The sequence below is a fragment of the Shewanella avicenniae genome, assembly GCF_017354945.1.
Classification (GTDB): domain Bacteria; phylum Pseudomonadota; class Gammaproteobacteria; order Enterobacterales; family Shewanellaceae; genus Shewanella; species Shewanella avicenniae.
Genome location: NZ_CP071503.1, coordinates 2,163,125 through 2,177,023, shown reverse-complemented (window position 1 = coordinate 2,177,023; position 13,899 = coordinate 2,163,125). Strand labels below are relative to the sequence as shown.

Annotated in this window: 15 protein-coding genes; 6 read left to right on the top strand and 9 right to left on the bottom strand. The window is 48.2% G+C overall.

What is annotated here, in order from left to right; translation table 11 throughout:
• Window positions 1–9 precede the first annotated feature (9 nt).
• The gene (locus JYB87_RS09605; RefSeq protein WP_207353293.1) at window positions 10–267 is read right to left on the bottom strand and encodes an HPr family phosphocarrier protein; all 258 of its coding nucleotides are present in this window, start codon (window positions 265–267) and stop codon (window positions 10–12) included.
• 226 nt (window positions 268–493) lie between these two features.
• Window positions 494–2,128, bottom strand: coding sequence for a methyl-accepting chemotaxis protein (locus tag JYB87_RS09600; protein WP_207353292.1), 1,635 nt, complete (start codon window positions 2,126–2,128; stop codon window positions 494–496).
• 261 nt (window positions 2,129–2,389) lie between these two features.
• Between JYB87_RS09600 and JYB87_RS09595 the strand changes: the two genes are divergently transcribed.
• The 4 genes from JYB87_RS09595 (at window position 2,390) to JYB87_RS09580 (ending at window position 6,055) form a co-directional block, all read left to right on the top strand.
• The gene (locus JYB87_RS09595; protein WP_207353291.1) at window positions 2,390–3,070 is read left to right on the top strand and encodes a DUF3334 family protein; all 681 of its coding nucleotides are present in this window, start codon (window positions 2,390–2,392) and stop codon (window positions 3,068–3,070) included.
• 148 nt (window positions 3,071–3,218) lie between these two features.
• Window positions 3,219–4,427 carry an RsmB/NOP family class I SAM-dependent RNA methyltransferase gene (locus tag JYB87_RS09590; RefSeq protein WP_207353290.1) on the top strand — a complete coding sequence of 403 codons (1,209 nt, stop codon included), beginning with the start codon at window positions 3,219–3,221 and terminating at the stop codon, window positions 4,425–4,427.
• 83 nt (window positions 4,428–4,510) lie between these two features.
• Window positions 4,511–5,365 carry an AraC family transcriptional regulator gene (locus tag JYB87_RS09585; protein ID WP_207353289.1) on the top strand — a complete coding sequence of 285 codons (855 nt, stop codon included), beginning with the start codon at window positions 4,511–4,513 and terminating at the stop codon, window positions 5,363–5,365.
• Between the two features lie 51 nt (window positions 5,366–5,416).
• Entirely contained in the window at window positions 5,417–6,055 is a 639-nt protein-coding gene (locus JYB87_RS09580) for a LysE family translocator (protein WP_207353288.1), read from the top strand.
• Window positions 6,056–6,100: 45 nt separating this feature from the next.
• On the opposite strand, the gene JYB87_RS09575 is transcribed toward JYB87_RS09580, so the two are convergent.
• Window positions 6,101–6,520 carry a secondary thiamine-phosphate synthase enzyme YjbQ gene (locus JYB87_RS09575; RefSeq protein ID WP_207353287.1) on the bottom strand — a complete coding sequence of 140 codons (420 nt, stop codon included), beginning with the start codon at window positions 6,518–6,520 and terminating at the stop codon, window positions 6,101–6,103.
• A 134-nt stretch (window positions 6,521–6,654) separates the two neighbouring features.
• Here JYB87_RS09575 and JYB87_RS09570 point away from each other — a divergent pair, with 134 nt between their 5' ends.
• Both JYB87_RS09570 and JYB87_RS09565 read left to right on the top strand, forming a co-directional pair.
• Window positions 6,655–6,933 (top strand): peptidylprolyl isomerase, encoded by a 279-nt coding sequence (locus tag JYB87_RS09570; RefSeq protein ID WP_324032645.1) that lies wholly within the window; start codon window positions 6,655–6,657, stop codon window positions 6,931–6,933.
• Window positions 6,933–8,588, top strand: a complete 1,656-nt coding sequence (locus tag JYB87_RS09565; RefSeq protein WP_207353285.1) for a VRR-NUC domain-containing protein — start codon at window positions 6,933–6,935, stop codon at window positions 8,586–8,588. The genes JYB87_RS09570 and JYB87_RS09565 overlap by 1 nt, the downstream gene beginning before the upstream one ends.
• Before the next feature lie 2 nt (window positions 8,589–8,590).
• On the opposite strand, the gene JYB87_RS09560 is transcribed toward JYB87_RS09565, so the two are convergent.
• The 6 genes from JYB87_RS09560 to hypB all read right to left on the bottom strand — a co-directional run bounded on the left by JYB87_RS09560 (window position 8,591) and on the right by hypB (window position 13,880).
• Complete coding sequence (locus JYB87_RS09560; RefSeq protein WP_207353284.1) at window positions 8,591–10,183, bottom strand: bacteriohemerythrin; 1,593 nt, start codon at window positions 10,181–10,183, stop codon at window positions 8,591–8,593.
• A 194-nt stretch (window positions 10,184–10,377) separates the two neighbouring features.
• Window positions 10,378–10,725: a hydrogenase/urease nickel incorporation protein HypA gene (gene hypA, locus JYB87_RS09555; protein WP_207353283.1), complete on the bottom strand. Its 348-nt coding sequence runs from the start codon at window positions 10,723–10,725 to the stop codon at window positions 10,378–10,380.
• Entirely contained in the window at window positions 10,725–11,732 is a 1,008-nt protein-coding gene (gene hypE / locus JYB87_RS09550) for a hydrogenase expression/formation protein HypE (protein ID WP_207353282.1), read from the bottom strand. Before hypE ends, hypA begins: the two co-directional genes overlap by 1 nt.
• 6 nt (window positions 11,733–11,738) lie before the next feature.
• Window positions 11,739–12,863 carry a hydrogenase formation protein HypD gene (gene hypD, locus JYB87_RS09545; protein ID WP_207353281.1) on the bottom strand — a complete coding sequence of 375 codons (1,125 nt, stop codon included), beginning with the start codon at window positions 12,861–12,863 and terminating at the stop codon, window positions 11,739–11,741.
• On the bottom strand, window positions 12,856–13,098 hold the full coding sequence (locus JYB87_RS09540; RefSeq protein WP_207353280.1) for a HypC/HybG/HupF family hydrogenase formation chaperone: 243 nt from the start codon (window positions 13,096–13,098) through the stop codon (window positions 12,856–12,858). The genes hypD and JYB87_RS09540 overlap by 8 nt, the downstream gene beginning before the upstream one ends.
• The gene (gene hypB / locus JYB87_RS09535; RefSeq protein WP_207353279.1) at window positions 13,098–13,880 is read right to left on the bottom strand and encodes a hydrogenase nickel incorporation protein HypB; all 783 of its coding nucleotides are present in this window, start codon (window positions 13,878–13,880) and stop codon (window positions 13,098–13,100) included. Before hypB ends, JYB87_RS09540 begins: the two co-directional genes overlap by 1 nt.
• Window positions 13,881–13,899: the final 19 nt, after the last annotated feature.

Sequence of the window (13,899 nt, the reverse complement as noted above, 5' to 3'; positions counted from 1 at the left end):
CGCTACTCCTTAGCTCAGCGTTTCCAATAGTTGTGCAATGGTATCAACAGCCGTTTCAGCGGAATCACCATCAGCAAATACGCGAACTTCTACGCCTTTATAGAGGCCTAATGTTTGCAGTTTGAACAGACTCTTAGCACTGGCCTGCTTGCCTTGGCACTCAACCATGACATCACAATCAAACTGCTTTGCTTCTTTCACCAAAACAGCGGCTGGGCGAGTATGGATCCCATGCTGTGCAACAATGGTGACGGTTTTTTCATACATAATACAGAATACTCCAGCCAACATTCAGATGCCATTAACGACAGATATTCAGCACTGATGACCGATTAGCATGCATCAGAAGCGCGTTATATTCAATCTTGGCACCGCCATAACTAGCGCAAAGACCACAATTTTAGTGCTAATACAGCATTTACTGCTGCTGAATAGCGTCTTTTTCCAAGAAAAAGGCGAACATGAGTTCGCCTTTAACGTTTTGCTCAAACGATTAGGTTTTGAATTGGGTGAGGGCCGCGGACATCTGCTTGCTGATCTTATCCAAATCACTGGCGGCATTGCCGGTACTTTCATTAGCTTTGACCGAAACTTCTGTCAGTTCAGAGATATTATTGACATTACGATTGATCTCTTCAGTGACCAAACTTTGTTCTTCGGTGGCACTGGCCAATTGGTGGTTCATATCGGTGATGTCGGCGATATGTTTCAAAATTTGCTGCATTGCATCATCGGCCAATCCGGCTTGCTGTTGCAGTTCTTGTGATTCCGCTTGCGTCACTTGGTTACTGCGCATCACTTCACTCACGCCGGTTTGAATATCTGTAACAATCTGCTGAATTTCATTAGTGGAGTGTTGGGTGCGGGTTGCAAGTGCTCTCACTTCATCGGCAACGACTGCAAAACCTCGTCCGTGCTCACCAGCGCGGGCTGCCTCAATTGCCGCATTTAAGGCTAATAGATTGGTTTGTTCGGCAATGGTGCGGATCACATCCAAAATACTGCCAATCTGCTCGGATGAATGGCCGAGCGACTGAGTTTGTTTGGCCGCAAGCGCCAGTTCTTTTGCCAAAGTTTCGCAACGAACTAAGGTTTGTTCGACGGTTTGCTTACCGGTAAGCGCTTGCTGTTTTACGCTCGTTGCCGTGTCAGCAGCTTGTTGGGTATTGCTCGCCATATCACGGGTGGTTGCCAGCATCTGATTTACTGCAGTTGCCACACTGGCTGTTTCACGGTGCACATGCTCAGCGCTGCGGTTAGATTCCGTCACTGCGTTGAGTAACTGCTTTGAATCTTGATTCAAGCTCATGCCCATCGGCTTCATTTGATCTAACGCTGCGCCAATTTTAGCTACAAATTGATTGAACGCAGTGGCTAACGCAGATACTTCGTCCTTCCCGCCGGTATCAAGCCGTTTGCGCAAATCGCCATCGCCGTTGGCAATGTTATTCATTGCATCAATTGCGGCTTTGAGCGGCGTATTAATGGATTGATTTAACAGCAGGAAGAAAACGAAAATCGGCACTGCAATGAGCATCATGATAATCATGTAATGCCAAATAACCGTTTTCATGATCTGGTTGATATCACTGGCATAAGCACCCGTCACCACAACCCAGCCCATGTTGTCATCATGCACTGCTAACGCTTGCATGTTTTCATCTTGATGTCGGGCAGGATGTTGCCAAATAAACTCAGCAGTAGCGCGTTGCTGATTTCTGGCTTGGTTGACCAAGGCTTGAAACGGCGTTTTGCCATCATTGTTACTCAGCGATGCCACGTTTTTGCCGACTAAACTGCTATTGTTGCCATTGCCTAAAATGGTGCCGTCGCTGTCTACCAGCATAAAATGGTTGGCGTTGTCATATGCCATGCCGTTGATGCTGGCAATGATTGACTGTCGTTGCTGATCATTTGACAGTTGCAGCGATTGTAAAACGCGGGTTTGAGTGGTGCTGAAGGATAAGACAGTTTCAATTAGCGCTTTATTTTGGAAGGCTTTTTGTTCAACCAGATTGTTATACTGCTCATTAATTGAAAAGCCAGCAAAACAAAAAGTGCCTATCGCGGCCATAACTAACATCAGTATTAGACGTTGCAGTATGGTTAGTTGTCGCAGTAATGCCATGTCATCGTTCCCTTACGGTTAGACTTACTGAAATCACCCACATTAGTATTTCACTTTGTGCCGAATTAATCTCGTCATTTGTAATGAATTGGGAATTACCTCACCGAATTTGGTTGGATTTTGAACTGACGTCGTCATAAACGGCATTGTTTACTTGTAAGAATTTTGCTTATCGCGGCATGATGACGCAATAAACATTGCAAGATTTCCATTACAAGACAATTATTAATCTACGGCCACTTTATGAATCAACCAGATCAAATGACTTCAAACATACTTACTTCCGACGACATTTTGTTGAAACTGTGCAATTCAGTTTCTCGGGTACTTTCGAGTACAACCGCGAGCAATGTTGGCCATGCAGGCATGGTTCAGCGTATTAGCCAAACACATTTAAGACCGGATTTGGGCTGTTTTTCGATTTTTGATGGTGGTTTTTCAGGTTTGGTGGTAATCAATTTCTCTTCACCTGCAGCGATTGAAATATACCGCCGTTACATGTTGCAAATGGGAATGCCCGAAGAAGAGTTAGCGTTCAGCCATACTTCTGATGAAGTCGGAAACGTGATGGGCGAATTGATGAACCAAATTCTTGGCGATTTTATCACCCGAATTTCCAAAGACCTGCAGACTTCTATTAATCAAAGTCAGCCAAAAATGCTGACAATTAATAAAGAGTTACGTCTTTCGATTGATGCAAATCTTGATGATCCGATTGTGCGTCGAGTGTCATTCCGCACCGAAGCCAACCATGTGTTCTATCTCGAGTTCGCCATGGATAATACTCAGTTTATTAGCCTGGCCTCTTTTGAAGCTGAAGAGGATGTTGACCCAGACACACTCATTGCTGCCCACAGCAAATCATCTGCTGCTAAAGGCAAAGTTGTTAAACAAGCAGAAACTGATATTGACGATAGCTTGTTTGACGAACTCGGTATTTAAGCTCGAACGTCAGTATCTCAGACGGTATGAAAGCGGCGTAAAGCCGCTTTTTTGTGGGCAGCATATGTGACTGCTGGGCTGCTCAAGAGTTGCTAAGCGCGCGGCAAATCCCTATGATCGCCGGCGATTTTGTCAGTAGGGGAAGAAAATGTCAGGCGCCATGTTGTCAGTAGAGCAAGCAGAGTTGATTATCGCCGTCGCCGAACAGGTATTAATCGATGGGGCAACACTGGATCGTGCCTACTCCAAAGTCTTTGCTGGTAAACGGCTCGCTAGTAGCGACCAAGCCTTGATAAGCAGCCATGCTGGAGCGCTGCTGCGCAAATTGAATTATTACGCAGCAGTGGCTGAGGTGAACTTACCTATCGCACCCGCGCAGCTACAATCTCTGGTTGCGGTATATTTTCAGCTGCATCAACTGCGCTCACCAGCTATTAGAATTCAACTCTCAGATTCCCAACTCAATGAGCGGGTCGCTCAGCTGCAGCAGTACCCGGCGCTGGTTGATGGTTGTCCGGAATGGTTGGATATCCTAGGGCAACAACAATTAGCGGAGCGCTGGCCGGCCGAACGTGCGGCGCTTGCTGCTGAGCCGAAACGCTATGTGCGCGCCAATCTGTTAAAAACCACCACCGATAAACTCGCTTCACGCTTGGCAAATGAGGGCATCAGTTCTCAAGCGGTTGTCAATGTAGCAACAGCCCTTGAAATCACTAATAACGCCTCACTATTTCGCACTGAAAGCTACAACGACGGCTGGTTTGAGCAGCAAGACGCAGGTTCGCAAATGGTGGCTGAAGTGCTCGATGTTAAACCCGGTATGCGGGTGATTGACGCCTGTGCCGGTAATGGTGGCAAAACCCTCGCGATTGCCGCAATGATGCAGGGCAAAGGGCGTTTGTTAGCGATGGATGTTGAGCAGTGGAAGCTCGATAATCTGAAAAAACGCGCCAAACGAGCAGGGGCACACAATATTGAAACCCGCTTAATCACCTCAAGTAAGACGATTAAACGTATTGCCATGTCGGCTGACAGAGTCTTGCTTGACGTACCGTGCTCTGGGCTGGGTGTATTAAAGCGCCATCCAGATACCAAGTGGGGCGATACAGAATCGCGCTTGCCAGTGTTGGCCGAACTGCAAGCACATATTTTAGGTAGCTACAGTCGTATGCTCAAAGTTGATGGTATTTTGGTGTACGCGACTTGTTCAATTATGCCCAGTGAAAATCGTGCCCAAGTACAACGCTTTGTGACTGAAAAACCGCAGTTTGAGTTGATTGAAGACAGTACAGTGTGGCCATCCGAAACGGGGTTTGATGGTTTTTACTGGGCCAAGATTAAGCGCATTGCCGAATAATCGCGGACGACAATTTTTTACAAGCCTTCGGGTTGCGGTTGTGTGTATAGTGTTGGCTTAATTTCGCCAAAAGAGCATTGTTATTGCCAGCCGCAACTTGTCACATTCAGCATCGTTTACTAGATACGCTGCCCGGCATCGAGCTGGTGCAGGCCAAGTATCAAGGCTTTCGTTTTGATAAGCATGTGCATGATGATGTCCATATCGGCGTGGTTGATATGGGCGTACAGCGCTTTATGCACAAAGGTCAAGGTTATTTACTTGCGCCGCAACGACTGTCGATTATCAACCCCGACGAAGTACATGATGGTCATGGCGCAAACGATGATGACTACCAAGTCCAGTTGCTACGAATTCCCAGTGCCACTCTCAACGCATTTGCCCAAACCATGGGTAGAAAACCGCAAGAAACCTTTTTGCAAGGGCCGGAAGTTAACGACCCGCAGCTTTACCAGCAACTGTTGTCGTTGCATTACAGCCTTCAGGGGCAAACATCGGCATTGGCGCTGGATACGCAGCTTATTGCAGTATTGTCCACTTTAGTCAGTCGTTATGCTGAGCAAACCAACGTAGCTGCGTTAACGAAACTGAACAAAGGTACATTGGCGCAATTGAAAGACTATCTGCTGGCGGATATCGGCCATAGTCATCGTTTGGCGGATTTATCCAAGCTATTTGACTTAAGCGAACATCAGTTTTTACGCCAATTTCGGCGTGAGTTTGGTATCACGCCTCACGCCTATTTATTGGCATTACGGGTTGATGTCGCGCGGCAGCTGATCAAAACCGATCTGCCGTTAGCCGAGGTGGCCAGCGCCGCAGGCTTTTATGATCAAAGCCACCTGACACATGCGTTTAAGCGCCGCTATAGTCTTACGCCTGCAGAATACCAACGGCAGATCCGCCAGCGGCAATTTTTTACAATACCTCTGTGCTGAACACTTATATTGTGGCCTTATCAACTTTTTTAGAAGAGTACTAGCATCGCTATGTCGTGGATTTCGTTACTGATTACATTTGGGTTAGTGCATGTGGCAGCGTTAGTCGCGCCAGGGCCTGATTTTGCGCTAATGCTGCGCGCTGCGGTGAGTGGTGGCCGCAAATATGCTTTCGCTTTGGCGTTGGGATTATCGAGCGCCATTATGCTGCACACGCTCACAGTCACGTTTGCTGCGGATGTGCTGCAACTGTATCTGCCGAGTTTGATGTTGGTGTTGCCGTGGCTGGCGGCATCTTGGTTAGGTTATTTAGGTATTAGCTGTTTGCGCGCGCCAATCGATACCAGCGCCCCCACGGCGGCGAGCGTAAGCCAACTGAATTTAAAAAACGGCTGGTGGACGGGATTTGCTACCAATGCATTGAACCCAAAGGCTTATGTCTATTTCTTTAGCGTGATTGCCGGCATGTTACCTCATCAAAGCCCACTGGGCTTTAAGCTGGCATTGATCGGGTTATTCTTCTTATTGGCATTAGCTTGGTTTGGTTTTCTCGGCTGGGCACTGAACATCAATCGATTTCGTCAGCAACTCATTCGACGGCAATGGCTGATTTTAAAGTTCAGTGGTGTAGTGCTGTTAGTATTTGCGGCTTTGCTGCTGTTGCAAGGCTATCAACGGTTGCTGGCGTAATTACTGGCTCTATTGCGCGAACAACAGCACGGTTGTAAGGCGCTGTTATTCGCCTTGTAAGGTCAAAAGCACTTTGCGACTGCCACCATGATCGCGGTGCTCACCTAGATAGATCCCTTGCCAAGTGCCGAGTGCAAGGCGGCCATTGCGAATGGGCAACATTAAACTGGTGCCCAGCAAGCTCGATTTAATATGTGCTGGCATATCATCGGCACCTTCATAGGTGTGGCGAAAATAGCGAGTGTCTTCACTTACCGCATGGTTAAACCAGCTCTCAAAGTCTTGCCGTACGGTGGGATCGGCGTTTTCATTTAAGGTCAGTGACGCCGAGGTATGTTGCAGCTGAAGATGTAAGAGCCCAATCGATAATTTAGTCATTGATGCCAATGCTGATTCAATCTCATCGCTAATTAAATGAAACCCGCGTTGTCGTGCACCTAATTGGATTAACTGTTGCTGCCACATAGTTACTGCTCTAAGTAAATTGAGGCTTGATTATAAAAGTGAAGCAGCAAGGATCTCAATCCTAGTTCGGTTGGCTTATTGGCTATGCTAAACTCCAGTCTAATTGGTGAACGCACAGTTCTAAAGAGGTCATGATGGCGCGTGCGAGTGCTCGACACATATTAGTGAAAACCCGTGAAGAAGCGGAAAAAATCAAACAGCTGTTGGCAAAGGGCGAAGATTTTGGCCTTTTAGCCAAACGCTATTCACAATGCCCGTCAAAGAAACGCGGCGGTGATTTAGGTGAATTTGCCCCCGGGCAAATGGTCAAAGCGTTTGATGATGTGGTGTTCAAAAAGGCGGTGTTGGAAATTCACGGGCCAGTAAAAACCCGCTTCGGTTTTCATCTGATCCAAACCCTTTATCGTAGCTAATGACAGCACCCTCTGCGGTCATTTTGGCCGCTGATTATTACCTGCATAATTTCGAGCGGCTTATCAATGCGGCGGCGCGTTATCTCGATATCCTGCCAGCTGAGCCGCTTGCGGCACTGAATCAATATCAACAACTTTCGCGTGACGCGCGCATGTTATTGGTGCGCTTACTGTCGCGCAAAGGCTTATATTTTCGCCGTGAAAAACTGCATTACATTGAAATCTCGGAGCTTGATAACGCCGCGAATGAGCTGATTTTCAGTGGCTTGGTGAGCGATACACCGCCTGCTGCCGACCAGTTGTTTTCATTACTTACCTTGGCAGAGTTAAAACCCGTTGCCGCAACCGTCGGGATCAATGCCAGCACCAAAGCGCAATTACTGATGGCGTTAGGCGAACTCACCAATATTGACGACGTAGCGCTGCGCTTTTCAGAGCTGCTTGGCCTGCAGTGGTTATCGTTGCAATGTCAGTCTCTGCTTGAACTGTTGTTGCTGCTTTACTTTGGTAACAATTATCAAGATCTAAGTCAGTTTGTGCTGAGTGATATTGGCATGCAGCCGTTTGAACAGTATCAAATCCGGCCTGCTGATCGGCCTTATCAAACGGCGGCAGACATTGAGGCGGCGTTACGCTTAAGCGAGCTTAGCAAGGCGTGGCATGATGCAATTGAGCGTAAGCAGCCACTAAATTGCGAGGATGTGTTAGCCAAGCTGCCTGCGACCCAAAACAATAGAATTCTTGAGCGGCGCCGGCAGCGAATGCTGTTTGTCATAGGCCGTCAAGCGGAGCGCGCAAAAGCGCTGGCATTAGCGCAACAGTGTTACCTGCAATGTGACAGTTGGGCAGCGCAAGAACGATTGAGCCGCGTCTATGAAAAAACTAATGTTGCAGCGGCTGCGACACTACTGCCTCAGTTATGGCATGCTGCACCAAATGAAACTTTACGCCTGTCGGTTCAGCGCATCTGTAAGCGTGTGGCCAAGCAAACGTGTGCTGAAGAATTAACATCGTTAAGCGTGCAAGCTGTCCAATATCAGCCGCCATCTAAGATGGAGCTTAGTTTGCCCTATGTAGCAGGTGTTTCGGTCGAGCAGCAGCTAGTGCAGTATTTGAGTGGGCAGGGCGCTTGTGCTTATTTCTGCGAAAATAGCTTATTGTGTGGCATTTTTGGCTTGGCATTTTGGGACATCATTTTTGCACCAGTGATTGGCGCTTTTGATAACCCCTATCAGCGGGCGCCACGGGATATGTACCAGCCCAGTTTTGCTGAAGAGCGCCAAACCTTGATTGAGCAACGTTTTGCCGCTTTAGCCACGGGTGACTTTGGCATTATTAAGCAGCATTTTACTGAAAAGCAAGGGCTAACTAATGACTGGGTCAATTGGCGTGTGTTAACCGAAGATGTATTGGCGCAAGCGCTCAGCAATTTTAGTGCGAGGTTTATCTGTGCGGTGTGCCAACGCTTGTTACAAGACCCTGCCCATTACCGCAGTGGTCAACCGGATATCATTTTGTTTGAATCTGACGGTGCGCCGCAGTTTATTGAAGTGAAAGGCCCCGGCGATACCTTGGCCGATCATCAAGGCTATTGGCTCAATTTTTTAGCGCAGTTTTATCCTGCCAGCGTTTGCTACGTGCAATGGCAGCCATAATGCTATTCCATGCCGCGTGATTTAAAGTGTTCACAATAGGCACGATCTTCTTTTTGAATATGATTAATCAACCAACTTTTTAAAAAGCTCATCAGTTCGTCACCAATATTTTCGCCGGCTTCCACGCGACGTTGAAAATCCAACACTTGCCCCACCAAGCGCCGATGAATATTGCTGTGTTCTTGTTGGTGGCGATAGTCGAACAACTCAAACAAGGTTTCTTCGTACTTGAAGTGGTTGGCGGTGTAATCGATTAACCCTTGTACGACCCGTTTGATCGAGGCCGCTCCATAGTTATGCTGCAGCAAGTAATAGAGTTCGTTCACCAAATTCACCAGCGTTTGGTGCTGACGGTTGATTTCTAATAAGCCCAGATCTAAGCCAGGATTCCATTCCATCAGTTTTTCACGGCGTTTATCTTCTTGCTCAATCTGCGCTGTATCCACTTTGAAGCGGTGCAGCAGCGATTCAATCTCTCCGGCCATATTACGCACGGTAATACTGGCGAGTAAGGTATCTTCCGTTGCTGTCACGTTATTATTGGATTCTTGCTCAATTTCAACCAGATAGTTGCTAAGTTTGTTAGTTTCGGCCAGCTGCTGGGTAGAAAGCTGGGCAATATTTTTACTGAGTTGGTCGAGGTCACTGATCTGTTGATTAAGCTCACCAAAACTGGTTTCTGCTTTATTTGCAGCACTGTAGGCATTATCGATACGCGCTTTGTTGCGCTCCATGGCTTCGACCACGGCGTTGATTTGGGTTTGGAGGTTCGAAATCTTGCTGTCGATATCTTGGGTCGCTTCTTGGGTTTTGGTGGCGAGTTTACGCACTTCGTCAGCTACCACTGCAAAGCCTCGGCCGTGCTCGCCTGCTCGAGCCGATTCAATCGCAGCGTTGAGTGCCAACAGATTCGTTTGTTCGGCAATACTGGTGATGGTGTCAATCACCGCCCCGATTTGGGCGCTTTCGCGATCGAGTTCAGCAAAGTGCTCGCTGGAGCGGGCATATTGGCTGCGTACTGAATCTAAGGTCTCTTCCAGGGTATGCATCACTTGAATACCGCTACTGGCTTGGGCGCAGGCGTTGGATGCTTGTTGATAGGATTGGTCACAATGCTGCGACACTTGGGCGCTGATCTCCAGCAGTTGCGCGACTAAGTCCTGCGAATGACTCACATCTTGTTTTTGTTTAATTGCGCCGAGTTTTGAGGTTTCGGAATCTTGCTGCACTGTATCGGCGACTTTTAACATATGACGACTGGTTTTACCGAGAAAATGCACTGTGCGGGACACGTCCTCGCCAATACGGTTAATGGCGCGAAATAGCGCCCCGCCGAGTTCGCTCTGTTGGCTGATTCTGGCTCGGAGATCGCCTTGGGCTAATTCGAGTGCTGCGGTGCGGGCATTAACGACAATGGCTTTATAATTGGTTAACACCAAGGTGGTGAATAGGTAATTGACCAATAACAGCAGCATCAACAGCCATTGCTGCTGGATGATGAGATAGATAAGGATTGGAATAACGGGCACTGCGGCAACCACCGCGCCCAGTGCAGGTGGCAATTGACTCAGTTTGGTAAGTCCTTTTGCTAACATGGTTAACCCCTCAAGCATATCAACGCCGTGACCTGCTTCGCCAATGGCGCAACCTTGTTAACACTATAGTCAACCGATACGTGTTTTGCGGGTTAATCCTAAGTTTTTAGGCTTATTTTACTGCTAAACATGGCAAAGAAAGACACACCATCAAAGGTGTGTCTGAATTGAAATTTGAGGGATGCAGAATGGAACTAATCGAACATCAGTTCAAGTTGCATCAATAGCATCTCTTCACCGCCACTGACTTTTACATCGTGGCTCTGGCAGTTTGGGCAGATGTACGCAACTTCATCGGGTTTTGTAATCGTGCCACACGCTTGGCAGTCGAGTTCAAGCGGTGCAATGTCCATCTCTAACTCCGCGCCGCGGCAGATGCCGTCTTCACGAAAGGTATCAAACGCCGTTTTCACTAGTTGCGGTTCAACACCGCTTAAAGCGCCGATTTTTACAGCAACGCGGGCAATGCCGGTGGCTTTGTGTTCAGCGGCTAACTCTTCACATTGATTAATCAGCGCACTGACAATCGAAAACTCGTGCATTAACAGATCCTCGGTAGCAGCTCACCTTGCGGTAATTCAAGGTAACGTTTACTGCCCCATGGCGAATGCAATACCACTTTGCCTGCATGTTCATCGCTAACAGTGCCGATGATCGCCGCACTATCACAACCGCCGTGGCGTTGCATGATTTCCACCGCGGCTTCTGCGGCTTGTTTTGGTAAAGCGATGACGAAGGTGCCTTCGTTGGCGAGATCCCAAGGTTCAAACCCATAAAGCTCGCAAACACCGCGAACTTCATCACAGACAGGGATTAGCTTTTCTTCAACATCGATGCCAACGTTCGCAGCTTTGGTCCACTCGTTCAGTACGGCAGCAATACCGCCCCGTGTGGCATCGCGCATGGCGTGAATATCGATATTTGCAGCCAGTAGTTGCTGCACTACAGGCCATAGAGTTGCACAGTCCGAGGTTAGCTCTGATTCAAGCTCCAAGCCTTCACGGGCAGTAAGGATCGCCGCGCCGTGGCGACCAATATCGCGAGACAGGATCACCGCGTCGCCGGGCTGAATCGCTCTTACGGAAATGCCCGGGCGAACGATACGACCAACACCAGTGGTGTTGATGAACAAACCATCAGCACAGCCTTTGGGTACCACTTTGGTGTCGCCGCAAACGATATGGGCGCCAGATTTTTCCAGCTCTTTTGCCATGCTGCTTACGATGGTTTTGAGCTTATCAATTTCAAAGCCTTCTTCGATGATAAAGCCACAGCTCAAGTATTGTGGCTCGGCGCCCATCATCGCGAGATCATTGACTGTGCCAGCGATGGCTAACTTACCAATGTCGCCACCTTGGAAAAACAGCGGCGCAACGGTAAATGAGTCGGTGGTAAACGCCGTTTGACCACTGAGGTTTAACGCAGCAGCGTCTTCTTCACGGCGCAGGATTGGGTTATCAAAGGCATCAAAGAAGATTTTACCAATGAGCTCTGCCATTTCGCGGCCACCGCCACCATGGCTTAATTGAATTTGAGTAGGTTTCGCCATGATTTGTTACTCCACTCCGGCATAGCGATAATAGGCGTTACAGGCGCCTTCTGAGCTGACCATGCAGCTGCCTAATGGTGTTTGCGGGGTGCAACCGCGACCAAACACTTTACAGTCTTTGGGATTGGCTTTACCGCGCAGAATATCGCCACATTGGCAGGCTTTATGATCGTCAATTTCTTTTACAGGTAACCGAGCAGCAAAACGGATTTCTGCATCGCGATGGGCAAACTCACTGAGTAGTTTCAAAGCAGAACTCGGAATTGGACCCAAACCGCGCCAACGGAAGCTGTCTCGGACTTCAAAGAATTTGTCGACTTTTTGCTGTGCAACGAGGTTGCCTTGTTCGGTTACCGCACGCTGATATTGGTTTTCTAACTCGGCGCGACCTTCTACTTTTTGCTTCACGATCGCCAGAATCGATTGCATCACGTCAACCGGTTCAAAGCCAGAAATCACCACAGGCGTGTGGTATTTGTCGACGGTTGGTTGATAGATCTTACTGCCCGTAATCACACTCACATGTGACGGGCCGATAAAGGCATTCACCTTGGTCTCTTGGTCGGCCATCACCGCATCAATCGCCGGTGGCACTAACACGTGGTTAATATGAAACAGCAGGTTTTCGAGCCCTAATTTTTCCGCTTGTTCTAGCAGAACGGCGGTCATTGGGGTCGAGGTTTCAAAGCCGATGGCAAAAAATATGACGGTTTTTGTCGGGTTCTCTTGCGCAATTTTCAGCGCGTCTAATGGTTGGTAGACCGGGCGTATATCACACCCTTTGGCGCGAAATTGTGCCAATGAACCTTGTGAACCAGGCACGCGTATCATGTCACCTAAGGTCACCAAAATCACATCGTCGATGCTGGCGAGTGCGGCGGCTTGGTCGATGCGCTCTTTCGGCATAATGCACACAGGACAACCCGGGCCATGAATAAAGTGGATATTGTCTGGCAATAGCTGCGGCAAGCCGTACTTCATAATCGTATGGGTATGACCGCCACACACTTCCATCATGTACACGGGTTCGGTCAGTTGGCTGGCCCACTGTTTAATCTGCCGCGCCAGCTCATTGATGGTTTCTGGATCGCGAAAACCATCATAAAGCTGTTTGAGTTGCAGCTCAGGCATTCTCCTCAGCCTCCAACTTTTCAACGATCTCTTTGTACAGCTCAAGGCTGTCGAGTGCGGCCGCTTTGTCGATTTTATTCATCACAAAACCGATGTGGATCAGTACGTAATCGCCGATGGCTAATGGTTCATCAAGCAGGTGGCAACTCACGGTACGCTTTACGCCCATGGTATCAACGGTGACATTGCCATCGTCATGAATTTCAACAACTTGTGATGGAATAGAGAGACACATTAGGCGGTCTCCTCGGTGTTGTTTTGCACGGTCGAAAACCCAGCAAGTTCGGTTTCAAACCAATCGGCAACAGCTTTCATGCTGTCAGCGTCTTTGATAGAGACGTTGAACACCTGAGCATTGGGGTTGAGTTTTAATACGGCGGCTTTGGCCACTTCTGGGTCGAAGTCAAAGTAAGGCAGCAGGTCACATTTGGTGATAAACACCACGTCGGCTTTGCGGAACATCACTGGGTATTTTTCAATTTTGTCTTCGCCTTCAGGCACTGACACTAACACCACGTTTTTATGCGTACCGACATCGTAACTGGCAGGGCACACTAAGTTACCGACGTTTTCAACGAAACAGATGTCCATATCGTCTAGCGGCTGTTGATGCAGAGCACCGTGCACCATAAAGGCATCAAGGTGGCAAGCGCTACCGGTTTGGATTTGGATGGCGTTGATGCCTTTGGCTTTAAGGCGGTCAGCATCGCGTGAGGTTTCCAAATCGCCTTCAATAACGCAGTAACGCTTAGCGGTATATTGGGTCAGATGTTCCAGCAGGGTGGTTTTACCGCTTCCTGGGCTACTCATTAAGTTAAATGCCATCACGCCATGGGCTTCAAAGTGCTCACGGTTATGCGCTGCTTCAATGTCATTTTTATCGAGAATTTTGTGGATAACCGACAAGGTTTTCTTATCGTTTAACTGTGGGTTGGTCATCAATTGATCATGGGCATGATCGTGGGCATGAAGATGGCTATGACCACCTGCGATTGAACATCCGCAATCTTTACACATATCTACTCCGATATTTCCT